This is a genomic window from Methylobacterium indicum (assembly GCF_017347565.1).
GTDB lineage: Bacteria > Pseudomonadota > Alphaproteobacteria > Rhizobiales > Beijerinckiaceae > Methylobacterium > Methylobacterium indicum.
The window spans coordinates 5,660,588-5,687,436 of the sequence record NZ_AP024145.1 but is presented as its reverse complement, the minus strand read 5'-3'; the positions used below and the strand labels follow the sequence as shown (position 1 = coordinate 5,687,436).

The following is a 26,849-nucleotide window of genomic DNA, read 5'->3' as shown; positions in this document are numbered from 1 at the left end:
CGCGAATCTCGTGCAGCTCCAATCCAGGGACCAGCGCCATCTCGGACGGAAAATCGTCGAAGCCATCCACCCCGACCGTGCAGGAGGTCGCATACGTCGCCCGGTGCAGAGCTTGCCGCTTTCGCTGCTCCCGGCGATGCATCCATCTCAGCCGTTCACGTCGAGGGCGACGCCGCTCGGGGCGAGAGGACGTCCGTCCGGTAAGAGCCGGAGTTCGGACAGGTCCGAGAGACTGCGCAACTCGCCACTCGGCCGGATCGGCCGGAGGAGGGCCCGCGGCAGCACGTGGCCTCGCAACGCGGCGCTCGGACGCGCGATCGGCCCCCGATCCCCCGGGTCCACGAGGTCGACGAACAGGGCGTAGCTCGGCGTAGCGGAACGCGGCGCGAGGCCGAGGAGCCGCGGGAATCCCGGCGACCAGCGCTGCTGGCCCGACGCGCAGAACCAATGCCAGTCGCCCGACAATCCGCCCGCGACAACGCGACGGATTCGACAAGAGCCGGAGACGAACGGCTCCGGGCGATGCTGCGGTCCCGCATCGTTCTACGCAAACGCAGAACGCTCCGAAGCGTGTCGCCGGCATGGCGTTCGATCGGGTTGTCGATGAACGGCATTCTGACATCAAAATCATATGGCGATCGATTTAGCAATGATTATTACGTATATAGTATAATTAATGAAATATTTGATTCGACTTGCAGATCTTAAATCTAGTGCGTCGCTCCACGGCTGCGCAGCGGAACCCCGGGGTGCCGAAGGTACGCCCAGACCCGCACGTGAGAAAGGATCAGGGGGAACGCGATCCGCCGTTTCCTCAATCATCCTCGGTTCTGGATCCCAGGATCCACTTTCGCGGCCCCGGAATGGCGTCGAGAATGTCAAATTCGTGAGATGCAATCCAGCAGGCCGTGAGAGACCGTATCCAGCTTGACCCAACACATTCCCCGATTTATTCCCGATTATACTCCACTCATCGGAGAAAATAAATGGAAAAAAATCAAAAATGAGCTGTTAGGAGTGCTGAAAGCCAAATTCATATGCTATTCATAACTAAATGATTGGTGTCATATCTCTCTGATTTATCATTTTCAACAAATATCTACATCCAATCCTCCAGAAAATGCCCTATGTCTTGACCACCGCGATGGTGCCGTCATCCATCGCGATGAACCGGATCCCGGCTCGGCGCAGGGCGTCGACGGCCTTGTGGCGGGACCGCGAGCTCCGGCCCTCGGCATCGTCCTCGAGACGGCGCACCGTCGAGAGCGACAATCCCCCGGCCTCGGCGAGTGTCGACATCGACCAGTCCAGCAGGCCGCGGGCCGCCCGCAGATGGCGACCGCGCACGGCCTGCTCGAGGCCGAATCGCAGGGCGGCATCCTTGGGCGCCAGGATGCCGTGCACGGGCGCGCCGGATTCGTGGACCGGGTACTTCATGCCGGTCCAGCCGAGATAGTCGCCCGCCGCGTTCCAGGCCGGCGCGCCGACGAGGCGGAACCGCCATAGCTCGCCGTTGGCCAGGCGTTCGTGAGAGATGGCCTGGAAGCGCTGATGGTCGTCGTACATGGCCCAGCCGCGGTCGCGCAGGGCCGTGCGCGCCTCGGGCACGACCATCAGGAACGGGTCGGTCTCGATCTCCTCCAGGGACAGGCCGTGCACCTGCGCCACCTCGGCCGGGAACCGGTGAACGAGGTCGGGACCGAGCGAGTAGGTCGCCGTATAGGAGGTCAGGTAGAGGGCCCGGCGCCGACGCTGTTCGGCCTCCTGCAGGTGCCGGAGGCGCTCCCTGTCGCTGACATCGAGGGCGACGCCGCCGACCGAGAGCGGCCGGCCCTCCGGCGAGACGCGCAACTCGGACAGGATCGACAGGATACGCAGCTCTCCGCTCGGCCGGATCACCCGGACGAGCGCCATCGGCACGACGTCGCCCTGGCGAATCTGGCCGGGGCTCGCCAGCCGCGCTCGGTCGTCCGGGTGCAGGAGGTCGATCAGAAGGTCGTAGCGGGATGCCGTGGTGAACGGGTCCAGACCCAGGAGCCGAAAGAATCCAGGCGACCAGCGCTGCTCATCCGACGCGAACGACCAGTGCCAGTTCCCCGCGAACCCGTATTCCTCGATCATGCGCAAGAACGTGTCGGAACACGATCTGAGATCGCCAGCATCCATACACGCACGACCGCTTGAGATCACCCCGGCCGGGGAGAAACACAATTCCAACGGCCATAGGGTCGGCAGCCCCACGTGGTGTCAAGGCCGGTCGCGGGCGCGGGTTCGAGCCGCGCGGGAGGGTTCAGGCTCGGGTCCCGCCTTCCACCCGAGCCGCGGACAGCCGGGCGCGGTCGATCACCTGCTCGGGCGTCGGCGGGTTGGCCGGATGGTGGCTCAGGCAGAGCGGCGTGCGCAGCTTCGCCGGCTTCCCCGAGCCCTCCGTGGCGAAGTAGAATTCTCCCGCCCCGAGCCGGCCGATATCGGGAGCCGCGCCGCCGTTCGCCGCCATGATCTCCTGGGCCGCCGCGATGGTGGCAGGGGCGCTCTGGCGGCCGAAGAACTGGGTGGTGCAGTTCGACACGACCTGGTTGTGGATGCCTTTCGGCACCTGCGTCGCCACGATCATCCCGAGCCCGTACTTGCGGCCCTGCGCCACGAGCTTGATGCCGCTGCCGAGGCTCGGCGGCGTCCGGCCCGAGGGCAGGAAGGTCTGCGCCTCGTCCAGCACGTAGAGCCGGCCCCGGGGCGAGGGGTTCGCCTTGATCCAGCTAAACAGCGCCATCTGGAGCCGGTTGACGAAATCCTCCCGCGCCGCCTCCGAGGCGAGGCCCGACAGGTTGACGACGGAGATCCGGGTGCGGGCCGGATCGGGGCCGTGGAACAGGCGCGCGGGATCGAGCACTGCGCCCTCCACCCGCAAGAGCGGGTTGGTGGCGACCGCGGCGAGCAGCTGGTTCGCCATGTCGGCGGCGAGCTTCGTCGCGCTGCCGATCTGGCTGGTGCCGTCGGGCAGGTCGGCCAGCAGGTCGGTGAAGGCCGACAGCGTGCCGCCGCCCCGGCCCGCGAACCCCCGCAGCGCGTCGGCCAGCACCCCGCGCTGCAAGGTCTTTCCCGCGCCCGCGAGCGGCCCGAGCGTCTCGGCCGCCATCTCGATCGCCTGCGCGCGCTCGTCGCGGTCCTCGCTCGCGGCGAGGTCCGGCATCACCGAGAGAAAGAGCGGGTTGCCGGCATGCACGCCCGGCGTCCACACCACCACCTCGGCCTGCCCGGCATAGAGCGCGGCCTTGCGGTCGTCCTCCGGGGCGAACCGGTCCGGCCGCTCCGGCCAGGCATCGCCGAGGCGCGAGAGGTCGTTGTTGGGATCGACGACGATCGCCGGGATGCCGGCGAGCGCCGCCTCCTCGACGAGGCGGCGCAGCAGCACGGTCTTGCCCGAGCCCGAACCGGCGATGATCGCGGTGTGGCGCGGCAAAAGCCGCAGCGGCAGCACGACGGGCGGCGCGTCGGGCGTCAGGCGGTGTCCGACCGGGATCGCGTCCGGGATGGGGCTCGGGGGCGGCACGACGGGGGTGGGCGTGCGGCGCGGCGCGGCGTCGGGGGGTGCCGGGGCGGGCTCCCGCGTCCGGACGGGGCCGGGCCCTTCGAAGCCGGCCGCGGGACCCGCTTCCTCGGGCCGGTCGAGGTCGCCGCGCGGCCGTCGCGGTGGGAGCGGAGGCAGGGGCGCGCGACCGGTCCGTACCGGCGCACGGCCCCGGGATGGCGGGCGCTCGCCGGAGATGTCGGCGGTCGCGTCGCCGGACAGGCCGATCGTGCGGAAGAACCCGGTCGCGCGCACCGGTAGGGTCTCGCGCATCCAGCCGGCGAAGCGGTCGATCTCGCCGTCGCGCACCGCCCGGTCGCGCAGGGCGCGCAGGGCGACGAAGGTGCGCAGGTCGTCGTCGGACGGATCGATCAGCCGGCCGCCGGCGGCGAGGAACCGGTCGACCAGGGCATTCGTCTTGGCACCGGGCGGTACCGGGCCCCGACGCACCAGCAGCAGTTCCCGGCCGGGGATCTTCGTCGAGATGCCCGAGGCGGTCAGCGCCGCCCGCAGCCGGGCCTGGAAGGCGATCGGATGGGTCTGCAGCAGGGCGCGGTAGCAGACGTGGCGCTCGCGGTCGTTCTCGTCGCGGTGCAGGAAGGTCAGCCGGCCGTGGAGCGGCGGCAGCCTCTGCTCGGGCTCGCCCTTGCTCACCACGTCGATCGCGTCGTGGGGATCGTCCTCCAGGGCGTAGAGGTCGAAGGCGGCCCGCAGCAGCTCGCCGAGCCCGGCCTCCTCGTCGTCGAGGATGCCGGCGAGGTCGGCCTCGCGCCGGGCCGCGTCGAGGTCGAAGGGCGGCGCGACGGGCTCGCGGCGTTCGGGCGCCTGTCCGGTGAGGTCGCGGCAGAGCGTCACCGCCCCGTCCGCCAGGCAGGCGCGCCGAACGGCGTCGCAGCGCATCAGCAGGGTGCGGGGCCGCACCGCGCCGGCGGCGGCAGCGGCGATCGCCGCCTCGTCGAACGGCCAGGTCGGGAAGGGTGGGGCGAAGCCCGCCTCGGCATAGGCGGGGGCCAGCCGACCGCGGATCAGCGCCGCCGCGGCGGCCGGCCGGTTCAGGCCCTCCAGCAGCACCGGGGGATCGAACCGGTCGAGAGCGGATTTGAGCCCCCGCGCCTCGAGCCTCTGCCAGGATTCCGGCAGGCAGGTGATCAGCGTCATGCCGCGCCCGCCGCCCTCGTGCAGCTCCATCAGGCCGGCGGCCAGCATCTCGGCGAGGCCCGGGCCTGAGTCGAAGTCGTCCTCCGCGCTGAGCCGGCTCGCATCGACCACGCCGTCGATCTGGTCGACGGCGATCAGCGTCGGGCCGCTGAGCCCCATGATCCAGGCCATGCCGCGCACCAGCTCGATCGGCGAGGGTGGCGGCGTGGTGAAGCCCAGCGCGGTGCGCGCGACCGGATCGGCCTCGTAGCCCTGCAGCCAGGCATGGGCGAGACCGACCGTGGCGAGATCCTGGGCCCGCAGCAGGCAGAGGGCGCGAAACACGTCCTGGTGCTTGAGCGCCCGCCCGGTATCGACGTGCATCAGGGCCCGCACCAGCAGGTCGACGATCCGGCGGGCGTCGATGTTGGGGGTGTTGAACGCCTGCTCGACCTGCGCCTCGACCCGGAACCGCCGGGCGATGCCGGCCAGCACCGCGTCGGACTGGCGCCGCCCGTCCGGCATCGGCTGCATCAGGGCGGTGAGGTAGCTCAGCGCCGCGCTGCGCCAGAAATCGGTGAGGCCGAGGACGTCGAGGAGCACGAACCAGCCGCCCGAAGCCCAGACCTCGCGGCGGATCTGGCCGACGAGATGGGTCTTGCCGATGCCGGCCTCGCCGATGAGCACCCGGCCCCGCGGGCGGGGACCCGCCCCCTGCGCGTGGAGATCGGCAACCAGCCCCGGCACCCGCGCCTCGTTGGGCGCGCCCGTCGGCTCGGCGTCGAGCCAGATGCTGTCGAGTGTGCGCACCCAGTCGAAGTTGACGCGGCGCAGGGCGTCGAGGGCGTCGCTCATGCCTGGATCCAGATCTCGTGGAAGGGCTCGCCCGCCGGGTCGAAGGCGGCGGCGCGCTCGGCGGCGTCGAGGGCCTTCGGGTCGCCGATCCGGGTGAGCCGGATGGTCGGGTCGCCGCGAAGGATCGCCGCCAGACCGGCATCGACGGTCGCGCGGTCGAGGTCGGGAAGCGCCGCCCGCAGAGCGCTGAGGCGCACGCCCCGCGCCCTGCGCCCCGCCGTGCAGGCGAGATAGGCCCGCTCGATCCGGGTGCGGATCTCGCCGGGATCGGGCGCAGACGGCGGCCGAGACCTTCGGGGGGCCTTCGGCGTCGGGGCCCTGCGGGGCTTGGCGGGAGCCCTGCGGGGCTTGGCGGGGGCTGGTGCCGTGGGTTCGGGAGCGGGCCCGACGAACTCGGCCAGCGTCGCGCCCGACGCCGCGAGGTGGTGGTGGAGCCGCGTCAGCCAGTCCTGGAGCACCCGCATGGTCGGCGGCAGGGGGTCGCGCAGGTGGTCGCCGGCCCAGTTCCAGCCCTTGTCGGTCACGGTCAGGCGCGAGGAGCGGCCCGCCTTCTCGACATCCAGGAAGCCTGCCCGCAGCAGGGCGTCGCGCTCCGCCTTCTTCGGCGCGATCTCGCTGTTGAGCGCGGTCCCCTGCCGGCCGAGCAGGCGCCAGAGGATCAGCGCCTGGACGGGGGTCGGTGTCTCGCTCATCGGGTCGCGTCTCCTGGTCCGGGGCCCGCGCGCCGCAGCCGGACGACGGCGCGGATCTTCTCGATCGCCCGCTGCAGGTCGTCCGCCACCTGCGCGTTGGTGAGGCGCAGCACGAGGTAGCCGGCGACCGTCAGCTCGTAGTCGCGGTGGCGGTCCTCGCCGAATCGGGGCTCGGCCTGATGCTCGGGCCCGTCGAGCTCGACGACGATCCGGTGCTCGCGGCACAGGAAATCGACCCGGGGCTGCCGGCCGTGGCCCGCCACCGCCACGACCTCGTTGCCGGAGAAGAGGCCGGCGAGCTCCGGGTCGCCCGCGAGCGCCGCCTCGACCCGTCGCTCGACCGCGCTCGCCGGGTGGGCGCGCGAGCGCGCCGGGATGAAGCGGGACGCGGCCGGGGTGGCCGGATGGCCGAGCCTGCAGGCGCCGTAGAGGATGCGGTCGTAGGGTGGGGTATCGGGTGGCGCGGCCGGCAGGGCGGCGATGCAGGACGCGCCGTGCCCGGCGCACCATTCGAGCGCCTCGATCACCGGGGCGGCCCGCGTCGCCGAGGCCGGATCGACCTCCGCCACCAGGATCACGCTGCCGGGATCGACCGCCCGCAGGAGCTGGGCGAATTCGAGCGCCCGCGCGGCCCGCCGGAACCGGGGCGGGCGCCCGGCGACCGCCAGGGTCGCGGCCGCTTTCAGCCACGGCCCCGAGACGTCGGGCACGGTGCCGTCCGGCCAGTCGGGCCAGCGGGCGAGGGCCAGTTCGGCAAGGTCGTCGAGCACGCGGTCCACCACCGTCGCCGCGCTGCGGGGCTCCTCGGCGGCGACGAGCAGCGCCCCCCGGCCGATCCCCGCCCCCGCCAGCAGATGACCGACGCCGTCCCGGGTGAGGCCGAGGACGGCGAGCCGGGCGCCGCCCGCGAGCCCCGCGATGCGCCCGGCGAGCTCGACCGGCGTCAGGGGCGGCGAACCGGTCGTCTCTCGGGACCTGGGCAAGGCCAAACTGCGTCCCCGGGGACCGGCCGGCGACACCCCGTGCATCGCCTGGCCGGCATGGAGGGATATCCAGCACAGGTTGCCAGGCCTTGCCAAGGGGTTGTGGCCAAGGGGTTGTGGCCGAGTGGTCGCGGCCGAGGGGTTGGGTGGGCGGCGGCGGAACCGGCCGCCCGCTTCCTCACCGTGCCGGCGCGATCCCCGTCGATCCCGCGGCCGGACCCGTGCGGATCGCCCACAACTCCGTCGGCAGGCTGATCGGCGCGCCGGGCTTGTAGTCGGCCGAATCCTGGATGTGCGAGGTGGTGACGTAGATCGTCCCGTCCGGGCCCTCGCCGAAGGTATCGGGCCAGCGCAGCTGCGGATCCTGGACCAGGGTCGTCAGCCCGGCGCCGTTATTGGCGAGGTCGCGGACCTTCACGGCATTGTCCTGGGGCGAGGTCACGTACATCCGGCCGTCCTTGCGGCCGATCAGCAGGCCGTCCGCCGGCCCGTTCTCGCCGACCGTGACGATCTTGCCCCCGAGCGTCCGGTCGGTGAGCATCTCGGGCACCACCGTGGCGGTCGCCCAGCCCGTCAGGGCGTCGGTCGGCAGGCTGTAGAGCGTCTTGCCCTTGATCGCCTGCCAGTAGAGCGTCTTGCCGTCGGGCGAGAGCGCGATGCCGTCGGCGGAGAACTCGACGCCGCGGCCGTCCGGACGGCGCAGGGTCTGGCCGTCGGCGGTCACGGTCACGCTCTTGTCCGGCATGGTCGTGGGATGGCCCGACAGCACCCGCTTGGCCGAGCCGCTGTCGAGATCGACGACGATCAGGGCACCCTCGGCGCCGGAATCGGTCAGGTAGGCGGTCTTGCCGTCGGGCGAGATCCGCACGTCGTTGAGGTAGGAGGCCTGCAGCACGGTGGGCGCGTCGAACGGGATCGTCTTGATCACCTGGTTGGTCTTCAGGTCGATGCCGACGAGCTTCGGCCCGTCCTTCACCACTGCGCCCATCGCGGGCGCGGCGGCGTCCACCACCCAGAGCCGGTCCTGGCCATCCGCCACCACGCTCTGCACGCAGACGAAGTGGGTCTTGGGGTCGATCTCGTCCTTCCTGGCGTTGCGCCAGGAATTCCAGCCGGCATCCGGGTAGGGCACCGGCTTGCCGTCCTTGAGTTCGGCCACCGAGACCGGGGCGTCCTCGCTCCAGCGCGGGAAGTTCACGAAGATCCGCCCGTCGCGGGCCACCGTGACGCCGGTGACCTGGTGGTCGAAGCTCGCGACCTTGTCGAGGCGGGGGGAGGCGCCCTGCGCCAGCGCAGGCGCGGCGCCGGCGAGGAGGAGGCAGGCGAGCGCGAGGTGGGCGCCGTGGTGATGCATCATGGGAAGGGAAACTCTCGGTCCGGGCACGCGCCCGGACGGAGAACGCAACGGCACCCGGCAAAGGTCCCTGGGAGTATCTTTAACGAGCCGGCCCGTAACCGCCGGGCGGGCGCGAGCCGAGATGGGAGCGCAGGGTGGTGCCTTCGTACTCGGTGCGGAAGAGACCGCGGCGGCGCAGTTCGGGAAGCACCAGCGCGATGAAGTCGTCGAGCCCGCCCGGCAGGGTCGGCGGCATGATGTTGAAGCCGTCCGCCCCCCCGGCCCGGAACCGCGCCTCCATCTCGTCGACGATCTGGGCCGGCGTGCCGACGATCTGCGAGTGGCCCCGGGCCCCGGCGATGCGCAGGTAGAGCCGGCGCAGGGTCAGGCCCTCACGGCGGGCGAGGTCGAACATGAGCTGCTGGCGCGACTTCAGCCCTTCGGTCGCCGGCAGTTCCGGTACCGCGCCGTCCGGGTCGTGCTCCGAGAGGTCGTGGCCGACCATGCGGCTGAGCAGTGCCAGCCCCACCACCGGGTCGATCAGCGCCTGCAACTCCTCGAACTTGTCCCGCGCCTCCGATTCGGTGCGGCCGACGACCGGGAAGAGGCCCGGCATCACCTTCAGATCGTCCGGGGAGCGGCCGAACCGGGCCATGCGGCCCTTGAGGTCGCGGGAGAACTCGACCGCCTCCTCGAGGGTCTGGTTGGCGGTGAACACGATCTCGGCGGTGCGCGCCGCCAAGTCCTTGCCGGGACCCGACGAGCCGGCCTGGACCAGCACCGGCTGGCCTTGCGGCGTGCGCGACAGGTTGAGGGGGCCGCGGACCTCGAAATGCTTGCCCTTGTGGTCGAGGGGCCGGAAACCGTCGGGCTTCGAGAACTGGCCCGAGGCCTTGTCGATCACGACCGCATCGTCGTCCCAGGTGTTCCACAACCCCAGGACCACATCGACGAACTCCTCCGCCCGCTCGTAGCGGTCGGCGTGGCGGGCGATCTTGTCGTTGCCGAAATTCGCCGCCTCCAGATCGGTGGCGGAGGTCACGAGGTTCCAGCCGGCCCGGCCGCCACTCAGGTGATCGAGGGAGGCGAAGCGGCGGGCGACGTTGTAGGGCTCGTTGAAGCTCGTCGAGGTGGTGGCGACGAGGCCGATCCGGTGGGTGACGGCGGCCAGCGCCGACAGCAGGGTGACGGGCTCGAAATGCGTCGAGCGGGCGGTGCGCTCGCTCGAGCGCAGGTCGGCGTCGCGGATGCCGGTGCCGTCTTCCAGGAAGATCAGGTCGAACTTCGCGGCCTCCGCGGCTTTCGCCCAGCCGACATAGCGGTCGAGGTTGATCCCGCCATCGGCCTCGCTCGACGGGTGGCGCCAGCCGGCGACGTGGTGGCCGGTGGCGTAGAAGAAGGCGCCGAGGCGCATCGTCCCGTGTGTCATCGCGTCCTCGCTCGGCCGGCATCCCGGATTGTCACGTACCCGATCGGATCTAGGGCGCCGGCGCCGCGGGGCCGTCAGCCCTTGGCGACGGTATCGAGAGCCTTGGCCAGGTCGTCCAGCAGGTCGGCCTCCGCTTCCAGGCCGACCGAGAGCCGCACCAGCCCGTCGCCGACGCCCGCCCGCGCGCGGGCCTCGGGGTCCATGGCGGCGTGGGTCATGGTCACCGGATGGGCGATCAGGCTCTCGACCCCGCCGAGGGACTCGGCCAGGCTGAAGATCGTGAGCGCCCCGACGAGCCGGCGCACCGCCTCGCGCCCGCCCGACAGTTCGGCGCTCAGCATCGCCCCGAAGCCCGCCTGCTGCGCCTTCGCCAGGGTGTGGCCCGGATGGGCGGGCAGGCCCGGATAATGGACGCGGGCCACCGCCGGATGGCGATCGAGGAAGGCCGCGACCGCGGCGGCGTTGCGCTCCTGGCGCTCGATCCGGGCGAACAGCGTGCGCACGCCGCGCAGGGTGAGGTAGGCGTCGAAGGGCGAGCCGGTGACCCCGACGGTGTTCGCCCAGGCGGCGAGCTCGTCGCCCAGCGCCGCGTCCGCGGCGATCACCGCGCCGCCGATCACGTCGGAATGGCCGTTGAGGAACTTGGTGGTCGAGTGGACGACGAGGTCGGCCCCGAGGGAGAGCGGCCGCTGCAGGGCCGGCGACAGGAAGGTGTTGTCGACGACGAACAGGGCGCCGGCGGCCTTGGCGAGCGCTCCGACCCGGCGGATGTCGGTGATCCGCATCAGGGGGTTGCTCGGCGTCTCGGTCAGCACGACCCGGGCCCCCTCGGCGAGGGCGGCCGTGAGCGCCGCCTCGTCGCCCTGGTCGACGAAGGCGACCCGGTAATGGCCGCGCGCCGCCCGCATCGAGAGCAGCCGGTGGGTGCCGCCGTAACAATCGTGCGGCGCCACCAGGAGGTCGCCGGGGCGCAGGGGCGACAGGGCAAGATCGAGGGCCGCCATGCCGCTCGACACCACGACGGCCCGGGCGCCGCCTTCGAGCTTCGCCAGGGTGTCGGCGAGCTGATCGCGGGTCGGGTTGCCGAGGCGGGCGTAGTCGTAGGCCCGGGGCTGCTCGAACTCCGCGAAGGTGTAGGTCGTCGAGAGATAGAGCGGCGGGGTCACCGCCCCGAAGGCGGTGTCGGTGCCGATCCCGTTCGCGGCCGCGATCGTCTCCGCCCGCCGCCGCTCGTGCACCACGCTCTCGTCCGACACGCCGCTCTCCCATTCCGCTGCGCGGGAGACGCCCCGCGTTTCGTTCTGTATGACGAACGAAACGGACGATCAACGGGATATCGTTCGGCGCGGCGTACGGCGCGAACTTTATTTCAGGCCGAAGCCCCGGCGCTCCAGGATCTCCCGCAGCCGGTCGCGGCCGCTCAGGGATTCGGGACCGCGCACCCGGTCGAGGGCGGCGTCGCTCCAGCCGACCTGCGGCATTCCCTGTCCGGCCTGGAAATCGCGCATCGCCGCGTCGTAGGCGGCGACCGCCCCATCGGCGAGGGCGGGGTCGTAGCGGCCGCGATGCAGCACGACGCCCTGCGGCAGCCGCGGCTTCACGGCGGCCGGGCGGGCCGGATCGGGATGGCCGACGCAGAGGCCGAACACCGCCAGCACGTTCGGCGGCAGGCCAAGCAGCGCTGCCACCGCCTCGGGGTCGTTGCGCAGCGCCCCGATATAGACCGTGCCGAGGCCGAGGGATTCGAGCGCCACCGCGGCGTTCTGCGCGGCGAGCGCGGCATCGACCACGCCGACCATCAGCATCTCGAGGTAGGCGAGCCCGTCCGTCGGCTTCCCCCGGTCGCGCCCGAGCGCGTCGAGGCGCGAGAGGTCGGCGAGCCAGACCAGCACCAGGGGCGCCTCGGCGACGTGGCGCTGCCCGCCGGCGATCCCCGACAGGCGCTTGCGGGTCGCCGGATCCTCGACGGCGACGACGCTCCAGGTCTGGAGGTTGGAGGAGGAGGCGGCCGATTGCGCGGCGGCGACGAGCGTGTCCAGGGTCCCCTCCGGCAGGGGATCGGGCCGGAACGCCCGCACGGTGCGGTGGGCCAGAAGCGCCGCGATCACGTCGTTCCAGGGACCCTCGGCGACGGCGCGGGCGGCCTCCCCGCCGTACCGCGCCGTCACGGCCTCCCGTCGTTCGGTCCCGCTCATCCCCACCTCGTCGTTCCGATCCAGCCTGGCTGGAGCGGAGTCGTACACGGTTTCCGTTGACCGGCCAGGGCGGCGGATCCAGATCCGGCCCGCGCCGCTCGCACGCGGCCCAGCACAGGAGCCCGACCATGGCGCGACCCCGCAGGCTTCATCTCGGCGCCTTCATGCGCCCGGTCGGCATCCACACCGCCTGGTGGCGCTATCCCGGCGGCCTGCCCGACGCCAATTTCGACATCCGCCACCTCGCGCGCTTCGCCCGGGAACTGGAGGCGGCGAAGTTCGACGCCTTCTTCATGGCCGACCATCTGGCGGTGCTGAACATGCCCGTGGAAGCGCTCAAGCGCTCGGCGACCGTCACGTCGTTCGACCCCGCCACGCTGCTGCCGGCGCTCGCCATGGTGACCGAGCGGATCGGGCTCATCGCCACGGCCTCGACCACCTACGACCAGCCGTTCCACGTCGCCCGGCGCTTCGCCTCCCTCGACCACCTGAGCGGCGGCCGCGCCGGGTGGAACGTCGTGACGACCTCGAACCCCGACGCGGCGAAGAATTTCGGGCTGGAGCACCATCCCGAGCACGCCGACCGCTACGACCGCGCCCGCGAATTCGTCGAGGTGGTGAAGGGCCTGTGGGATTCCTTCGCCGATGACGCCTTCCTGCGCGACGTCGAGAGCGGGATCTTCTTCGATCCCGACCGGATGCACGTCCTCGACCACCAGGGACCGCATCTGTCGGTGCGCGGGCCCCTCAACGTCGCGCGGCCGGTCCAGGGCTGGCCGGTGATCGTCCAGGCCGGCGCCTCGGAGGCCGGGCGCCAGCTCGCCGCCGAGACGGCCGAGGTGATCTTCGGCGCCGCCGGCAGCCTCGAGGACGGGCGCCGTTTCGCCGAGGACGTGCGCGGGCGCATGGCGGCGATCGGGCGCGATCCCGACCATCTCAAGATCCTGCCGGCCTGCTTCGTGGTGGTCGGCGACACGGTCGAGGAGGCGCGGGCGCGACGCGCCCATCTCGACGGTCTGGTGCACGAGGCGAGCGCCGTCGCCGCCCTGTCGATCGCGCTCGGCGTCGATGCCGGGGCCTTCGACCCCGACGGGCCGCTCCCCGAAATTCCGGAGACCAACCAGTCGAAGACCGGGCGCGAACGGGCGATCGCCCTCGCCCGCCGGGACAACCTGACCGTCCGGCAGCTGGCCCAACGCCTCGGCGGCTATGCCGGCCTGGCGATGGTCGGCACACCGGCCACCATCGCCGACGAGATGCAGGCCTGGCTGGAGGCCGGCGCCAGCGACGGCTTCAACATCATGGTCTCGGACCTGCCGCAGGGGCTGGAGGACTTCACCCGGAAGGTGGTGCCGGAGCTGCAGGCCCGCGGCCTGTTCCGGCGAGACTACGAGGGCACGACCCTGCGCGAGCATCTCGGGCTCCCACGGCCGGAGAACCGGTTCTTCGCGTGACCGGTTCTCCGCGCGCGCGGGCCTACTTCATGCTGAAGACCTGCACCATGGCGGGGGTGAGGATCACCACGAACAGCACCGGCAGGAAGAACAGGATCATCGGCACGGTGAGCTTCGGCGGCAGGGCGGCGGCCTTCTTCTCGGCCTCGTTCATGCGCTGGTCGCGGCTCTCCTGGGAGAGCACCCGCAGGGCCTGGCCGACCGGGGTGCCGTAGCGCTCGGCCTGGATCAGCGCGGTGGTGATGTTCTTCACCGATTCGAGGCCGGTGCGCAGGGCGAGGTTCTCGTAGGCGGTGCGCCGGTCCGACAGGTAGGACAGTTCGGCGGTGGTGAGCGCCATCTCCTCGGCCAGCGTCATCGACTGGTTGGCGATCTCGACGCCGACGCGCCGGAACGCCGCCTCGATCGCCATGCCGGATTCGACGCAGATCAGCAGCAGGTCGAGGGCGTCCGGCCAGTTGCGGGTGATCTCGGCCTGGCGCTTCGAGGTCTTGTTGCGCAAAAAGAGCTCCGGCGCCTTGATGCCGAGATAGAGCGCCACGACCACGATGCCGAAGCGCACCAGCACCGGCTGGTCGAGCACCTCCAGCACGAACAGGTAGAACACCGCCAGGACGAAGAAGGCGATCGGCATCACCAGGCGGAAGAACAGGAACGCCACCTCGGCCTGCGGGCCGCGGTAGCCGGCCATGACCAGGCTGTTCTTGGCGTTGTCGGCACCGAGCCAGTCGCCGAGATGAAGGCGTTCGACCACCCGCTTCATGTAGGCCTTGGGCTCCTGGCGCAGGGACGCCTTCTGGTTCAGCCGCTCGCGCTCGCGCAGGCGGATGCGGTCGCGCTCCTTGCCGACGCTCTTCATGCGCCCGGCGAGCCGGTCGGGCTCGAGGAGCGGCTGGACCAGGGTGAAGACCGTGGCCGCCGCCGCCACTGCGGCGAGCATCGCGCCGGCGAAGTGGGGGTCGATCAGCTGGGACAGGAACTGCACGCGCCGTCTCCCGGGAGCGGTGGCGCCGGCCGCGTGGGGGCCGGGCGTGGAACGAGGCGGCGGGGCCGCGAGGACCCCGGCGCGATCAGATGTCGAAGCGGATCATCCGGCTCATCACCACCACGCCGATGATCATCCACAGGGCCGAGCCGACGAGGGCGACGTGACCGATCGAGGTGGTCCAGAGCAGCGAGATGTAGTCGGGGCTGGTGAGGTAGGCCAGCGAGGCGACGACGAAGGGCAGGGAGGCGATGATCGCCGCCGAGGCCTTGGCCTCCATGCTCATCGCCTGCACCTTCTCGGCCATCTTGCGCCGGTCGCGCAGCACCTTCGACAGGTTGCCGAGCGCCTCCGAGAGATTGCCGCCGGACTTCTGCTGGATGCCGACCACGATGGCGAAGAAGTTCGCCTCGGAGACCGGCATCCGCTCGTAGAGGCGGGCGACCGCCTCGGAGAGCGAGATGCCGAGCGCCTGGGCCTCGACCATCGCCCGGAACTCGCTCTTGACCGGCTCCTGCGCCTCGCGGGCGATGATGCGCAGGCAATCGCCGACCGGGAGTCCCGAGCGGATGCCGCGCACGATCACGTCCATGGCGTTGGGCAGTTCGAGGATGAAGCGGGCCATCCGGCGCTTGCGCAGGTAGGACAGGACCCAGCGCGGCAGGCCGAACCCCGCCGCGAAGGCGAGGCCGAGGGCGATCAGCGGGTCGCCGCCGAACAGGAAGCCGAACACGCCGACGACGGCGCCCGCGACCGCGCTGAAGATGTAGAACTGGCGCGTGCCGATGGACAGGCCGGCCTGGGTCAGCCGCATGTCGAGGCTGATCTTGGCCTTCTTCTCCTTGTCCTCGATCTCCTTCAGGCTCTTGGCGACCTGGTCGCGGCGGCTGACCGCCTGCACCCGCTCCACGGCCTGGCGCTGGCCGACGAGGGCCCGCTGGCGCTTGGCCGCCCGCGCCTCGCCCGGCAGCATCGGCACCACCACGGCGGCGGCGATGCAGACCGCGCAGACGACGAGGAGGCCCGCCCCGAGGGTGGCGTCGAACTCGATCACGGGCGGGCTCCGGCGTCCGGACCGGATCCGGAGGGCAGGCGGCGTCGGCGTGGAGCGGCGGTCATGCCGTCTCCTCCACGCGGACCTCGGCGGCATCGAGGGCGGCGGCCAGCGCCCGGTCCTCGCCGTAGTACCGCGCCCGCTCCCAGAACCGAGGCCGTCCGACGCCGGTCGAGCGGTGGCGGCCGATCAGCTTGCCGTTCGGGTCCTCGCCGACCACGTCGTAGACGAACAGGTCCTGGGTGGTGATGACGTCGCCCTCCATCCCCATCACCTCGGTGATGTGGGTGATGCGCCGCGAGCCGTCGCGCAGGCGCGCGGCCTGGACCACGACGTCGATCGAGCCGGCGATCATCTCGCGCAGGGTCTTCGAGGGCAGGCTGAAGCCGCCCATCGCGATCATCGATTCGATACGCGCCAGGCACTCGCGCGGGGAGTTGGCGTGCAGCGTGCCCATCGAGCCGTCGTGGCCGGTATTCATCGCCTGGAGGAGGTCGAAGGCCTCGGGCCCGCGCACCTCGCCGACGATGATCCGCTCGGGCCGCATGCGCAGGCAGTTCTTGATCAGGTCGCGCATCGTGACCTGGCCCTGGCCCTCGAGGTTGGGGGGCCGCGTCTCGAGGCGCACGACGTGCGGCTGCTGCAATTGCAGCTCGGCCGCGTCCTCGCAGGTGATGACGCGCTCGTCGTCGTCGATGTAGCGGGTCAGGCAGTTCAGGAGCGTGGTCTTGCCCGAGCCGGTACCGCCCGAGACCACCACGTTGCAGCGCACCCGCCCGATGATCTGGAGGATCTTGGCGCCCTCGGGCGAGATCGAGCCGAAGCGGGTGAGCTGGTCGAGGGTGAGCTTGTCCTTCTTGAACTTGCGGATGGTGAGCGCCGGGCCGTCGATGGCGAGCGGGGGGGCGATCACGTTGACGCGCGAGCCGTCGGGCAGGCGCGCGTCGCAGATCGGCGAGGCCTCGTCGACCCGGCGGCCGACCTGGCTGACGATCCGCTGGCAGATGTTCATCAGCTGCTGGTTGTCGCGGAAGCGCACGCCCGTCAGCTGGATCTTGCCGCCGACCTCGATGTAGGTCCGGTTGGCGCCGTTCACCATCACGTCGGCGATGTCGTCGCGGGCGAGCAGCGGCTCCAGCGGGCCGTAGCCGAGCACGTCGTTGCAGATGTCGTCGAGCAGCTCCTCCTGCTCGGCGATCGACATCACGACGTTCTTGAGGCCGATGATCTCGATGACGATGTCGCGGATCTCTTCCCGCGCCGCGTCCGGCTCGAGGCGGGCGAGCTGGGTGAGGTCGATCGCCTCGATCAGGGCGCCGAAGATCATGCTCTTCGTGCGGTAATACTCGTCCGAGCGGGTGTTCTCGACCGGAACCGGGACCTCGCGGGGGGGAGCGGGCTCGGCCCGCCGCCCGTCCTGGAAGACCGGCGCCACCGCCTCGACCGGCACCGGTGCGGGGCCGGCCGGGCGCGGGGCCGGACTCTTCTGCGCCGTCGCTCCGGGTCTCCTGCCGAACATGGGATCAGCGGCCTTCTCGTGAAAACGCGACCCCGCCGCGCGGGAGTCGGAGGCGAGGGGACGCGGCGGGAGGAGACTCGCCCCGCCGGAGCGGCGCCCTCACGCCGCGTCGTGCTGCCGGTCGTCGCCGCCGGCGCTCGGCCGCCCGCTCAGGACGCCTTGCGGCGGCCGAGCCGGGCGAGGAGCGGCTCGAGCAGGTTCGGCCGGCCGCGGCGGGCCTCGGCGCGCCCGGTGAGGCTGCCGGCGAGCTCGGTCAGGATCTCGGTGACCTTGGCGCTGGCCTGCACCTCGGCCAGCATCTGGCCGTTATTGGCGGCGGTACCGAACAGGGCGGGATCGAACGGCAGGGCGGCGGCGACCGGCGCGTCGAGGGCCTTGGCGAATTCCGCCGTGGCGATCTCGGGGCGCTTGGGCATCCCGACCCCGTTGAGGACGAGGCGCGGCATCCGGTCGTGCGGGCGGGCGCTCTTGAGGATCTCGAACAGGTTGCGGGCGTTGCGCAGGGAGGCGAGGTCGGGGGCGGCCACCACCACGATCTCGTCGGCGCCGATCAGCATGCGGCGGCACCAGGCCGACCAGGCATGGGGCACGTCGAGCACGATGCAGGGCACGCTCGCCCGCAGCACGTCGATCACGCCGTCGAAGGCCCCTTCCGCGAAGTCGGTCGGGCGGTCGAGGGTGGCGGGCGCGGCGAGCAGGCTCAGGTTGTCGGTGCACTTCGACAGGAGCCGGTCGACGAAGTTCGAATCCACCCGCTCGGGCGCGAACACCGCCTCGGCCACGCCCTGGGGCGGGTCCTGGTTGAAGTTGAGCCCGGCGGTGCCGAAGGCGACGTCGAGATCGGCGATGACCGTGGCGGTCCCGAAGTCGCGTGCCACCGACCAGGCGAGGTTGTGGGCGAGCGTCGAGGCGCCGACGCCGCCCTTGGCGCCGACCACCGCGATCGTCCGGCCGAGGGGCTCGGCGGCGGGATCGCAGAACAGGTCGGAGATCGCCGCGATGACCGCGACCGGCTCGATCGGGGCGATCAGGTATTCGCTGACGCCGCGGCGGATGAACTCGCGGTAGAGCACCACGTCGTTGACGTGGCCGACCACCACCACCTTGGTGCCGGCGTCGCAGACCTCCGCCAGGCCGTCGAGGGTCGCGAGCGGGCTGCCCTTCGAGGCGCCGATCTCCACCATGATGACGTTCGGCGTCGGGGCGTTGCGGTAGGCCTCGGTGGCGGCGGGCGCGCCGCCCATCTGGACGCGGGTATGGGCCTTCTGCATCCGCCGGTCGGCGGCGGCGGCCTCGATCACCGCGGCGACGTCGGCGCTCTCGCAGAAGGCCTGGACGGTGATGCGCGGAACCGGGGCGATGATCCGGTCGGTCGGCGAGGTCGCATCAGACATGACGGAGCGCCTGCGGGACGGTGGCGACACGCCGGGCCCGCATCGGGGCCGGCCGGGACCGGGAGGAGCAGGGTCGGCGGCGGGTCCGGGCCCGTGTGGCGCCGGCCCGCCTCGCCGCGGGCGCGGCGGCGTCTGTCGTCCGGCGCGTCATCATCACTGGGCCACCTGGTTCTTCACGCTCGCGCGGCCATCCTGCTTCCAACTGGTTGATGGATCCTTTCCGGTGCGCAGGTCGATCAGGTTCTGGGTCCGGATCGCCGTGTCGATCCGGCCCTCCTGGCGGCCGCGCACGAGGTCGACCGGGTCGGCGATCTGGCTCGCGACGTTCGACTGCATGGCGCAGCCGAGGTTCCAGTACGGCTCGTTGCGGGTGTTGAAGCCGGCATTCGACGAGCCGAGATCCTGCGGCCACAGCCCGCAGGCGCCCGCGACCTTGGCCTGCATCCGCTGGAAGCTGAGGCGGACCGGCGCGCTCACCGCGACGTTGGCGACCGGGTAGGGCGCGACCACGATCTCCCGCAGGGTGACGCCCCGCTCCAGCGCCCGAGCCCGCACCCGCTGGAGGGTGCGCTCGACCGCGACGCCCGAGACCTGCGAGCCGCGCGGCACCTCGAACACCAGGACCCCGCGGCCGTAGCGGCGGTACTCGGTGAGGAACCCGTCGACGTCGTCGGCCTGGCGCGGGTCGATATGGCCGGTCCCGGTCACGAACACGTCGAGGTTGCGGGGCGAATCCGACAGCACGATCGGGTGCCGCTCGGGGACCGTCATCGGATAGGTCGATCCCGTGGTCAGCGGCGGCCGGGTGCTGGTGCACGCGGCAAGGCCGGCCGAGGCGGCGAGGAGCGTCAGGCGGAGGGCGATGCGGATCATGGGGCGATGTCTCGACGGACCAAGTCTTGACCGGAGAAGTCTCGGCGACGGCGCGGGGAGGGGACGGATCAGTCCGTGATGAAGCCGACCCGGCCGCGATAGCGCGCGCCCAGAGGCGCGGCGCCGACGACGCCGTAGAGCCGGTTGAAGCGTCCGAGCAGCACCGACTGGCTGTCGCTGACCTCGGTGAAGCCGTCGTCGGGCTTCTTGACCTGGCCCGGATCCATCGGCTTGGCGATGAACGGCGTCACCATGATCATCAGCTCCGTCTCCTGGCGCTGGTAGTCGCGGGAGCGGAACAGGGCGCCGAGCACCGGCAGGTTGACCATGCCCGGCAGGCCGCTGATCGCCTGGCGGTTGCGCTGCTGGATCAGGCCGGCGATCATCATCGTGCCGCCCGAGGGCAGCTCGATCGTTGTCTCGGACTTGCGCACCGTGAGGCCCGGCACCGAGATGGTGTTGTTGCCGTTCGAGACCGGGATCGCCGCCTGGGGGTCGATCTCGGTGACGTTGGTGCCGACCCGGATCGAGATCCGGTTCTCGGACTGCACCACAGGGGTGAAGTTGAGGGCGACGCCGTAGGGCTTGTACTCGATGCCGACCGAGCAGTTCGAGGAACTGGAGGCGATCACCGCCGAGCAGCTCTGGCTCGTCGGCACCGGGATCTCGCCGCCGGCGGTGAAGTTCGCCGCCTCGCCGGAGATCGCCGTCAGGGTCGGCTCGGCCAGGACCCGCGACACGCCGGCCTGCTCGAAGGCGCGCAGGGTCGCCTGGAGCGAGAACCCGCCGGCCTTGATCGAGCCCGAGATGTCGTTGCCGGCCGGGTAGGACCCGCCGGTGAGCGGGAACGGCACGCCGTTCACGAAGTTCATCGCGCTCCAGTTGGCGTTCAGGTTGACGCCGAACTGCTTGAGCACCTGGCGCGACACCTCGACCACGGTGACGCGCAGCATCACCTGGTCCTTGCCGCGGATCGTCAGGTTGTTGATCACCGCGCCGCGGGCGCCGGTCGCCGCCCCGCCGACGCCCACGAAGGCGTTGGCGATGTCGATGGCCTGCTGCGCCTCGCCCGAGGAGGCGACGGTGCCGGTCAGCAGCACCGAATCGCCCGCCGGACGAATGTCGAACCGCGCGCCCGGGATGCTGGTGGCGAGCGTCTGGCGCAGCACGTTGAGGTCGCGCCCGACCGTGACGTCGAGGGCGGCGATCTGCCGGCCCTCGCCGTCCATCACGAAGATCGAGGTGGCGCCGTTCTCCATCCCGATCACGAACACCTTGCGGGTCGAGCGCACGACGGCGTTCGCCACCTTGGGGTTCGCGACGAAGACCTCCTTGGCGTCCCGCGGCAGGTCGATCACCAGCGAGCGGCCGATGGTCAGGTCGAGGCGGCGCGACACGTCGGCCTCGTTGGCGCCGACATTCACGACCGGGGCGGGCACGATGCCGCCGCGCATCGCCACGCCGCCCTGGGCGAGCGCGGGACCGGCGGCCAGGGACGCCACGGCACCGGCGAGCAGGGTGGCACGGAGGAGGGCGGCCGCCGGACGGATCTGGGACAGGGTCATGGAACGGAGGCTCGCGGCACGGGGTCTCGCGGCACGGGGTCTCGCGGCGCGGGGGCCGGTCGCGCGGGGGAGGCCGGAAGAGGACGCGCTCATCGGCGGGGCATCTGCTTGGCGACGCCGTAGCGGACGACCGTGAGGCCGCCCTCGGCCGGCGGCTGCTCCGTCGCCGCCGGGGCGGCCTGGCCGGCATCGGCGAGGCTGCGCAGGGTGAGGGAGAGCTGGCCGACCTTCTGGGCCAGGGTGACGGCCTCGGCCTGGGACGGGGTCAGCTCCAGGGTCGCGGTGTCGCCGGTGACGACCCGCTCGCCGTTGCGCTCCTGCACGGTCTGGCCGACCGCCAGGACGCGGATGTTGGTGAGGATCGTCTCGGCGGTCTGGACGTCGCCGCCGCCGGAACGCGCCGCATCCTCGTCGCGGGAGGTGCGCAGGACGTCGACCCGGTCGTTGGGCAGGATGAAGCCGCCGGCGGTGTTCGAGCCGCGGGCGTCGATCGAGATCGCGACGGCGCGCATGCCGGAGGGCAGGATCGCCGACAGGAAGCCGCTGCCGTTGGCCTTGATCAGCTTCTCGCGCCGGATCGGCTCGCCGGACAGGAACGGGCTGCGCACGATCGAGCCGACCGTGTCCTCCAAGGCCGAGGGGGCGGCGGCGCGCTGCAGGAAGCCGTCGCCGGCGGCGCTCTTCGGCCAGGGCTGCCAGCGCAGGTCCGGCGCCTTGACGGTCTGTCCCATCGGCAGCTCGGCGGCGGCGACCAGCACCTCCACGATCTCCATCGCGGGGGCCGGCGCGGCGACCGGGGCGACCTGCGGCGGCGGGGGCGGCTCGCGGCCGCTCATCATGACGAAGGCCCCGGCCCCGGTCACGACGGCGACGCTGATGAGAAGCAAGCGCGATGACTTCATGGGGCGCCAAACAGAGGAGACGGCAGGGGACGACGCGGTGCCGCCCTCCACCGGACTTCATCAGGCAATCCTCAAATTAAGGTTAACCGTCCTTAGGGTTAACGATCCGCCTCCCGCGACGGCGGCGGTTCGTCCCGCGCGCGGGACGGGCCGACGCACCGCGTCCGGCCGGGGCCGGGCACGGTGCGCTGAAACCTCGGGAGGAGAGGGAGAAAGCGCCCGGCGGGCTCTCACGCCGACAACGCGAGGCGCCACAGCGGCGCCGACGGGCAGGTGATCAGCGCCGACGCCGACAGGGCGACGCCGTAGGGCATGCCGACGCAGCGGTCGTGCAGGCGCAGCGCGAACGGCCAGGCGATCACGAAGCCGGGGAGGGGCTGGCCGCGCACGTACAGGATGGCGAGCGCCATGACGCCGCCGAGCAGCGAGAAATTCACGACATAGTCGAGGAGCGGCTCGAATCCGAGCCACAGGGCGGTCGCCGCGGCGAGCTTGGCGTCGCCGCCGCCGATCACCCCGAAGGCGAACAGTGTGAAACCGACCGTCAGCACCAGGCCGAAGGCGCCGACATGGCTCGCGATCTCGGTCCAGCCGAGACCGGCGGTCGCGGCCAGCGGCACGAAGGCGGCCACCAGGATCAGGCTGACCCGGTTGGGGATCGTCATCGTGAGGACGTCGCTCGCGGCCGCGTAGGCCATCAGGAACGGGAACACGACGAGGAGGCAGAGGCTGGCCATGCGGGCTCGCGGGAAACGTGTCGACGAGCGCGGATCGACGGAAGAGGCCTCGATGCGCGCGGAATCGAGAAAGGCGGCACATGGCCCGACCGCCCTCCAAGGAGAGGCCGTGCGCCTTGCCGCCGTTGTGCAGGCCGTCCGGTCGTCGTGGGGACGACCAGGCATTCGACCCGCCTCGGGACGCGGCCTTCGCGGCCGTGTCGCCCTCGCGCGCCGGCCCGCCATTGCGGGCCGGCCCTGCGAGACTTACTTGAGGTTGCCGGCGATCGAGTTGAACTGGGCGCCGAGGTTCTGGCCGACGGTGCGGGCCGCAACGATCACCGCCAGGGCGATCAGGGTCGCGATCAGGCCGTACTCGATCGCGGTCGCACCGGACTCGTCGCTGACGAAACGCTTCAGCTTGGTGATCATAACTCTGTTCCCGCCTGGATGATCTCGGTTAGTCCACCGACAATCGACTGGCGCCGATCGGGACTGACGACAACCTAGGCCGACTGCGTTGCAGTTGCGTTAAAGCGATCGTCGATCCAGGCGGGCCGATTTGAAATTTCGGCCTTGGTTAACGGGCGCCTGCCGCAATCGAGGACGCATCCCGATCCCCGGCAGTGCCGAACAGCCTTAGCGGTTTGTCAACCGTCCGGCGCTTGACTGGCGCGAGTGCAGAATCGCGCCCGAAAGTTCGCCTCGCCGATGAACCCGCCCCGCCGTCCCAGCTTCCCGAGCGCCGCGTGCCTCTTCCTGGCCGCGGCCCTGCTGGGTCCCGCCGCCGCGCAGGGAAGCGACGGGGCGACCGTGACCGTCATGGTCGACAATGCCAAGGTGATCCGCCTGCCGGAGCGCACCGCGACCGTGATCGTCGGCAACCCGATCATCGCCGACGTGTCGCTGCAGCGGAACGGCATCGTGGTCCTCACCGGCAAGAGCTTCGGCAGCACCAACCTGATCGCCCTCGATTCGAGCGGCACGATGCTGGCCGAATCGGCCATCAGCGTCCGGGCCGGCAGCCCCTCGGTGGTCACCGTGCAGCGCGGGCTCGAGCGCGAATCGTATTCCTGCACGCCGGCCTGCCAACCCGCGATGCAGCTCGGCGATGCCCAGCGGTACTTCTCCGAGGTGAGCGGGCAGGCCGGCCAGCGCAACTCCCTGGCGACGGCGGGCGCCGCCGCCGCGGGCGCCGCGGCGGGGATGCGCTGAGGTCTCGGGGATCGGCGTAACGGATCGGCAACGTCCAGCCGTCATCGAGCGTGCCGAGGCCCCGCACGGAGACGAACCGCCCCATGCCCTCTCGTCGCGCGCAGCACGAAGCCGGGCCGCCATCCGGCCGGCCCACGCGCGGCGGCGCGACGATCCGGCGGTTCTGCGCCGCCCGGGACGGGGCGACCGCCGTGGAGTTCGGCCTGATCGCGATGCCGTTCCTCTGCCTCGTCGCGGCCATCGTCGAGACCGCGCTCGCATTCTTCGCCGGCCAGGTCCTCGACAACGCCGTGTCGAGCGCGGCCCGCCAGCTCTATACGGGACAGTTCCAGGCCGCCCGCGCCTCCGACCCGCCGCCCCCCCAGGGCAAGACCACGCAGCAGGTCGCCCTCGATGCCTTCAAGGCGGCGATCTGCAACGGCCGGGTCACGATCTTCGCGTGCAGCAGCGTCAAGGTCGACGTGCTGACGATGCCCGATGGCGGCAGCTACACGCCGGGAAGCCCGATCGATTCGACGACCAAGTCCTGGCGCACCACGCCCACGGCCTTCGGTACGCAGTACCAGGATCCGGGCTCGAACCGGATCGTGATCGTGCAGGCGGCGGTGGAGTTTCCGGTCTTCTTCAGCTTCCTCAACCCCAACACCCTGGCAAACGGCAAGCGCGTGCTCCAGAGCACCGTGGCGTTCCGCACGGAGCCCTACCAATGAGCCGGCGGGAGCAGGATGCCGAAGGACTTCGGGCCGCGCTGGCGCGGTTCGCGCGGGCGCGCGACGGTCTCGCGGCGATCGAGTTCGCCATGGTGCTGCCGCTCTTGCTGCTGCTCTATCTCGGCACCACCGACGTCGCCGGCTACGTCAGCAATTTCCGCAAGGTCACGCTCGCCGCCCGCACGGTGGCCGATCTCGTGGCCCGGGAGGCGGGGGATATCCCGGCCGCCCAGTTCGCCACCATCGCCAAGGCCGGCCGGGCGGTGCTGGCGCCCTTCGACGGCGCGTCCGCCCGGATCTCCGCCAAGGCGATCGGCGTCTACGACACCGGCGGCCAGGCGCGGGTCTGCTCCTACGCGGTCGATGCCGGCAATGCCGGCGTGCCGCAGCCGACCGCTCCGACGACCGTGCCGCCGCCGGTGCCGGACGCGTTCAAGACCGCGGGGGCACGCTACGTCGTCGTCGAGCTGACGATGACCTACAAGCCCCTGTTCGGGACGACCCTCGCCGACAAGTTCAAGCTCAGCACCATGACCGAGACGGTGGTCTGGCCGGTGCGCAACGGGAAGGTCTACAACGTCGCGGTGACGGCCTCGCCGGAGGTGGTGCTGCCGACCGTGACCGATACCCGCAACGGCGGCGCCTGCCCGGCGAGCTGAGCCGGGCCGGCCGTACGTCACGCCCAGGGTCCGTGATCTCACCCGCGCAGGATCATCCGGCCGCCCGCGACCTCGAACCCGCGCAGGCGGCGCAGGAACGACATGCCCAACAGGCTGGTCTCGAGCCGGCCGCTCGGCAGCACCAGCGCCTCGACGTCGCGCACCGCGATTCCGCCGACCCGCAACTCGCGCACCCGCACCGGGGCCGCCGGAACCGTGCCGTTGGCGGTGCCCACCTTGGCGGTGAAGTCGCGCTCCGTGACCCGCAGGCCGATCCGCTCCGCATCCTCCCGGGTGAACACGCAGAGCGTCGCCCCGGTATCGACCAGCATCCGCAGCACCCGGCCCTCGACCTCGGGGTGGGCCTTGTAGTGGCCCGACAGGTCCTGGGCCAGGGTCACGCTCGCCTCGGCCCCGGGCCGGGCGGGCACGGGCGCCGGGGCGGCCGGGGATACGGTGAGGGGCGCGGTGCCGGACAGGCCGGACCTCGCGATGCGCTCGGTGACGGACCCGCCGGCGACGACGGCCCCGGCGAGCACGCCGAGGGCCCAGAGGATCGGGCGCGTCACGGACAACCTCCGGGCTTTCGGGTGAGGACGATGTCGCGCAGGGTCGGGGCCGACCGGTTAAGGATCCGTCCGGACCTTCGGACGAAAACCGCGTGATCCCCCGGTCCCGGCCGCTTCCTTGCCATACGGGGCGAGGTCTGCTAGGGGCTCCACCGCCCGCCGGACACCCTTGGAGGCCGGATCCCCTCGCGGGGACGGGCGTGGCGACGTCGGTTCACAGGGCCGTCCTCGAGGGGGCGGCCTTCGGCGTTTGAGCCATCCGCAACACCAGTTTTAAGGATCACGCCATGAGCGCCGTGAAGCCGCTTGAGGCCGTGGCACGCGACCGGGTCGGCAAGGGGGCCGCCCGGGCCGTTCGTCGCCAGGGCCAGGTGCCGGCCGTCCTCTACGGGGGCAACCAGCCGCCGCAGGCCATCGCCATCGACCTCATCCGCACCCGCACCCTGATCTACGCCGGTGGCTTCCGCACCACCGTGTTCGAGATCAGCGCCGGCGGCCGCAAGGTCCGGGCGATCCCGCGCGACTTCCAGCTCGACCCGGTCACCGGCGTGCCGATGCACGTCGATTTCCTGCGCGTCGTCGCCGGCCAGTCGATCGAGGTCGAGGTGCCGGTGCACTTCACCAACGAGGACGCGGCTCCCGGCATCAAGCAGGAGGGCGGCACGCTCAACGTGGTGCACCACACCGTCACCGTCGAGGTCGCGCCCGAGTCGATCCCGGACGCCATCACGGTCGACCTGACCGGCAAGGCGATCGGCGACACCATCCACGTCTCCGACCTGCCCGCCCCGGCCGGCGTCACCTTCGTGCTCGGCGGTGACGAGGTCGTCGCCACGGTCGTGCCGCCGACGGTGCTCGGCGCCGAGGTCGAGGCCGAGGAGGCCGCGGTGGCCGAGGCCGCCCGCGCCGAGTCCGCTGCCGAGGCTGCGGAAGAGGCCGCCGAAGAGGCCGCCAAGGACGAGGCCGCCAAGGAGGACTGAGCCCTTCCGGCTCGATCCCTTCCAGTCCTGGAACGCCCCGGTCGCGAGACCCGGGGCGT

The 26,849-nt window shown here is 71.5% G+C and carries 23 protein-coding genes; 5 read left to right on the top strand and 18 right to left on the bottom strand.

What is annotated here, in order from left to right; translation table 11 throughout:
• Positions 1-1,125 precede the first annotated feature (1,125 nt).
• The 8 genes from miv_RS26400 to miv_RS26365 form a co-directional block, all read right to left on the bottom strand.
• A complete protein-coding gene (locus miv_RS26400; RefSeq protein ID WP_244748714.1) occupies positions 1,126-2,121 on the bottom strand; it encodes a PAS domain-containing protein in 996 nt (331 codons plus the stop codon).
• A gap of 169 nt (positions 2,122-2,290) precedes the next feature.
• Positions 2,291-5,560: an ATP-binding protein gene (locus tag miv_RS26395; RefSeq protein ID WP_207179801.1), complete on the bottom strand. Its 3,270-nt coding sequence runs from the start codon at positions 5,558-5,560 to the stop codon at positions 2,291-2,293.
• A complete protein-coding gene (locus miv_RS26390) occupies positions 5,557-6,252 on the bottom strand; it encodes a hypothetical protein (RefSeq protein WP_207179799.1) in 696 nt (231 codons plus the stop codon). The genes miv_RS26395 and miv_RS26390 overlap by 4 nt, the downstream gene beginning before the upstream one ends.
• The gene (locus miv_RS26385) at positions 6,249-7,235 is read right to left on the bottom strand and encodes an endonuclease domain-containing protein (RefSeq protein WP_244748713.1); all 987 of its coding nucleotides are present in this window, start codon (positions 7,233-7,235) and stop codon (positions 6,249-6,251) included. The genes miv_RS26390 and miv_RS26385 overlap by 4 nt, the downstream gene beginning before the upstream one ends.
• A 178-nt stretch (positions 7,236-7,413) precedes the next feature.
• Complete coding sequence (locus tag miv_RS26380) at positions 7,414-8,592, bottom strand: L-dopachrome tautomerase-related protein (protein ID WP_207179795.1); 1,179 nt, start codon at positions 8,590-8,592, stop codon at positions 7,414-7,416.
• Between the two features lie 79 nt (positions 8,593-8,671).
• Positions 8,672-10,000: an LLM class flavin-dependent oxidoreductase gene (locus tag miv_RS26375; protein WP_207179793.1), complete on the bottom strand. Its 1,329-nt coding sequence runs from the start codon at positions 9,998-10,000 to the stop codon at positions 8,672-8,674.
• Positions 10,001-10,074: 74 nt separating this feature from the next.
• Positions 10,075-11,256, bottom strand: coding sequence for a cystathionine gamma-synthase (gene metB, locus miv_RS26370; protein WP_425312943.1), 1,182 nt, complete (start codon positions 11,254-11,256; stop codon positions 10,075-10,077).
• A 108-nt stretch (positions 11,257-11,364) separates the two neighbouring features.
• Positions 11,365-12,195 carry an NADPH-dependent oxidoreductase gene (locus miv_RS26365; RefSeq protein WP_207179790.1) on the bottom strand — a complete coding sequence of 277 codons (831 nt, stop codon included), beginning with the start codon at positions 12,193-12,195 and terminating at the stop codon, positions 11,365-11,367.
• A gap of 128 nt (positions 12,196-12,323) precedes the next feature.
• Between miv_RS26365 and miv_RS26360 the strand changes: the two genes are divergently transcribed.
• Positions 12,324-13,649, top strand: coding sequence for an LLM class flavin-dependent oxidoreductase (locus miv_RS26360; RefSeq protein ID WP_207179788.1), 1,326 nt, complete (start codon positions 12,324-12,326; stop codon positions 13,647-13,649).
• Between the two features lie 22 nt (positions 13,650-13,671).
• Here miv_RS26360 and miv_RS26355 read toward each other — a convergent pair whose 3' ends face one another.
• From miv_RS26355 to miv_RS26315, 9 genes are all read right to left on the bottom strand, one after another.
• Positions 13,672-14,589 carry a type II secretion system F family protein gene (locus miv_RS26355; RefSeq protein WP_048429292.1) on the bottom strand — a complete coding sequence of 306 codons (918 nt, stop codon included), beginning with the start codon at positions 14,587-14,589 and terminating at the stop codon, positions 13,672-13,674.
• A 130-nt stretch (positions 14,590-14,719) separates the two neighbouring features.
• Entirely contained in the window at positions 14,720-15,688 is a 969-nt protein-coding gene (locus tag miv_RS26350; RefSeq protein WP_089504288.1) for a type II secretion system F family protein, read from the bottom strand.
• Between the two features lie 61 nt (positions 15,689-15,749).
• Complete coding sequence (locus miv_RS26345; RefSeq protein ID WP_207179786.1) at positions 15,750-17,207, bottom strand: TadA family conjugal transfer-associated ATPase; 1,458 nt, start codon at positions 17,205-17,207, stop codon at positions 15,750-15,752.
• Positions 17,208-17,356: 149 nt separating this feature from the next.
• Positions 17,357-18,601 (bottom strand): CpaE/TadZ family protein, encoded by a 1,245-nt coding sequence (locus miv_RS26340; protein WP_207179784.1) that lies wholly within the window; start codon positions 18,599-18,601, stop codon positions 17,357-17,359.
• A 153-nt stretch (positions 18,602-18,754) separates the two neighbouring features.
• Entirely contained in the window at positions 18,755-19,474 is a 720-nt protein-coding gene (locus miv_RS26335) for a CpaD family pilus assembly protein (protein ID WP_207179782.1), read from the bottom strand.
• Positions 19,475-19,542: 68 nt separating this feature from the next.
• Entirely contained in the window at positions 19,543-21,039 is a 1,497-nt protein-coding gene (locus miv_RS26330) for a type II and III secretion system protein family protein (protein WP_207179780.1), read from the bottom strand.
• Positions 21,040-21,128: 89 nt separating this feature from the next.
• Positions 21,129-21,941 carry a Flp pilus assembly protein CpaB gene (gene cpaB / locus miv_RS26325; protein WP_207179778.1) on the bottom strand — a complete coding sequence of 271 codons (813 nt, stop codon included), beginning with the start codon at positions 21,939-21,941 and terminating at the stop codon, positions 21,129-21,131.
• A gap of 230 nt (positions 21,942-22,171) precedes the next feature.
• Positions 22,172-22,678, bottom strand: coding sequence for an A24 family peptidase (locus miv_RS26320; protein WP_207179776.1), 507 nt, complete (start codon positions 22,676-22,678; stop codon positions 22,172-22,174).
• Between the two features lie 246 nt (positions 22,679-22,924).
• Complete coding sequence (locus miv_RS26315; protein ID WP_060850171.1) at positions 22,925-23,089, bottom strand: Flp family type IVb pilin; 165 nt, start codon at positions 23,087-23,089, stop codon at positions 22,925-22,927.
• 279 nt (positions 23,090-23,368) lie between these two features.
• Between miv_RS26315 and miv_RS26310 the strand changes: the two genes are divergently transcribed.
• The 3 genes from miv_RS26310 to miv_RS26300 all read left to right on the top strand — a co-directional run bounded on the left by miv_RS26310 (position 23,369) and on the right by miv_RS26300 (position 25,241).
• Positions 23,369-23,872 (top strand): pilus assembly protein N-terminal domain-containing protein, encoded by a 504-nt coding sequence (locus tag miv_RS26310; protein WP_082172162.1) that lies wholly within the window; start codon positions 23,369-23,371, stop codon positions 23,870-23,872.
• Between the two features lie 83 nt (positions 23,873-23,955).
• Complete coding sequence (locus tag miv_RS26305) at positions 23,956-24,582, top strand: TadE/TadG family type IV pilus assembly protein (protein ID WP_082172161.1); 627 nt, start codon at positions 23,956-23,958, stop codon at positions 24,580-24,582.
• Entirely contained in the window at positions 24,579-25,241 is a 663-nt protein-coding gene (locus miv_RS26300; RefSeq protein WP_207179775.1) for a TadE/TadG family type IV pilus assembly protein, read from the top strand. Before miv_RS26305 ends, miv_RS26300 begins: the two co-directional genes overlap by 4 nt.
• Before the next feature lie 38 nt (positions 25,242-25,279).
• On the opposite strand, the gene miv_RS26295 is transcribed toward miv_RS26300, so the two are convergent.
• Positions 25,280-25,810: a retropepsin-like aspartic protease family protein gene (locus miv_RS26295; protein WP_058617574.1), complete on the bottom strand. Its 531-nt coding sequence runs from the start codon at positions 25,808-25,810 to the stop codon at positions 25,280-25,282.
• 287 nt (positions 25,811-26,097) lie between these two features.
• Between miv_RS26295 and miv_RS26290 the strand changes: the two genes are divergently transcribed.
• Positions 26,098-26,790 (top strand): 50S ribosomal protein L25/general stress protein Ctc, encoded by a 693-nt coding sequence (locus miv_RS26290; RefSeq protein ID WP_207179773.1) that lies wholly within the window; start codon positions 26,098-26,100, stop codon positions 26,788-26,790.
• Positions 26,791-26,849 lie beyond the last annotated feature (59 nt).

What these genes read in the sequence shown, in the direction of transcription:
- miv_RS26340 (WP_207179784.1), bottom strand. Translation starts at nt 18,601, where the DNA reads ATGTCTGATGCGACCTCGCCGACCGACCGGATCATCGCCCCGGTTCCG.
- miv_RS26310 (WP_082172162.1), top strand. Translation starts at nt 23,369, where the DNA reads ATGAACCCGCCCCGCCGTCCCAGCTTCCCGAGCGCCGCGTGCCTCTTC.
- miv_RS26290 (WP_207179773.1), top strand. Translation starts at nt 26,098, where the DNA reads ATGAGCGCCGTGAAGCCGCTTGAGGCCGTGGCACGCGACCGGGTCGGC.
- miv_RS26400 (WP_244748714.1), bottom strand. Translation starts at nt 2,121, where the DNA reads ATGATCGAGGAATACGGGTTCGCGGGGAACTGGCACTGGTCGTTCGCG.
- miv_RS26320 (WP_207179776.1), bottom strand. Translation starts at nt 22,678, where the DNA reads ATGGCCAGCCTCTGCCTCCTCGTCGTGTTCCCGTTCCTGATGGCCTAC.
- miv_RS26355 (WP_048429292.1), bottom strand. Translation starts at nt 14,589, where the DNA reads ATGCTCGCCGCAGTGGCGGCGGCGGCCACGGTCTTCACCCTGGTCCAG.
- miv_RS26300 (WP_207179775.1), top strand. Translation starts at nt 24,579, where the DNA reads ATGAGCCGGCGGGAGCAGGATGCCGAAGGACTTCGGGCCGCGCTGGCG.
- miv_RS26315 (WP_060850171.1), bottom strand. Translation starts at nt 23,089, where the DNA reads ATGATCACCAAGCTGAAGCGTTTCGTCAGCGACGAGTCCGGTGCGACC.
- miv_RS26390 (WP_207179799.1), bottom strand. Translation starts at nt 6,252, where the DNA reads ATGAGCGAGACACCGACCCCCGTCCAGGCGCTGATCCTCTGGCGCCTG.
- miv_RS26330 (WP_207179780.1), bottom strand. Translation starts at nt 21,039, where the DNA reads ATGACCCTGTCCCAGATCCGTCCGGCGGCCGCCCTCCTCCGTGCCACC.
- cpaB (WP_207179778.1), bottom strand. Translation starts at nt 21,941, where the DNA reads ATGAAGTCATCGCGCTTGCTTCTCATCAGCGTCGCCGTCGTGACCGGG.
- miv_RS26345 (WP_207179786.1), bottom strand. Translation starts at nt 17,207, where the DNA reads ATGTTCGGCAGGAGACCCGGAGCGACGGCGCAGAAGAGTCCGGCCCCG.
- miv_RS26305 (WP_082172161.1), top strand. Translation starts at nt 23,956, where the DNA reads ATGCCCTCTCGTCGCGCGCAGCACGAAGCCGGGCCGCCATCCGGCCGG.
- miv_RS26375 (WP_207179793.1), bottom strand. Translation starts at nt 10,000, where the DNA reads ATGACACACGGGACGATGCGCCTCGGCGCCTTCTTCTACGCCACCGGC.
- miv_RS26380 (WP_207179795.1), bottom strand. Translation starts at nt 8,592, where the DNA reads ATGATGCATCACCACGGCGCCCACCTCGCGCTCGCCTGCCTCCTCCTC.
- miv_RS26395 (WP_207179801.1), bottom strand. Translation starts at nt 5,560, where the DNA reads ATGAGCGACGCCCTCGACGCCCTGCGCCGCGTCAACTTCGACTGGGTG.
- miv_RS26360 (WP_207179788.1), top strand. Translation starts at nt 12,324, where the DNA reads ATGGCGCGACCCCGCAGGCTTCATCTCGGCGCCTTCATGCGCCCGGTC.
- miv_RS26365 (WP_207179790.1), bottom strand. Translation starts at nt 12,195, where the DNA reads ATGAGCGGGACCGAACGACGGGAGGCCGTGACGGCGCGGTACGGCGGG.
- miv_RS26335 (WP_207179782.1), bottom strand. Translation starts at nt 19,474, where the DNA reads ATGATCCGCATCGCCCTCCGCCTGACGCTCCTCGCCGCCTCGGCCGGC.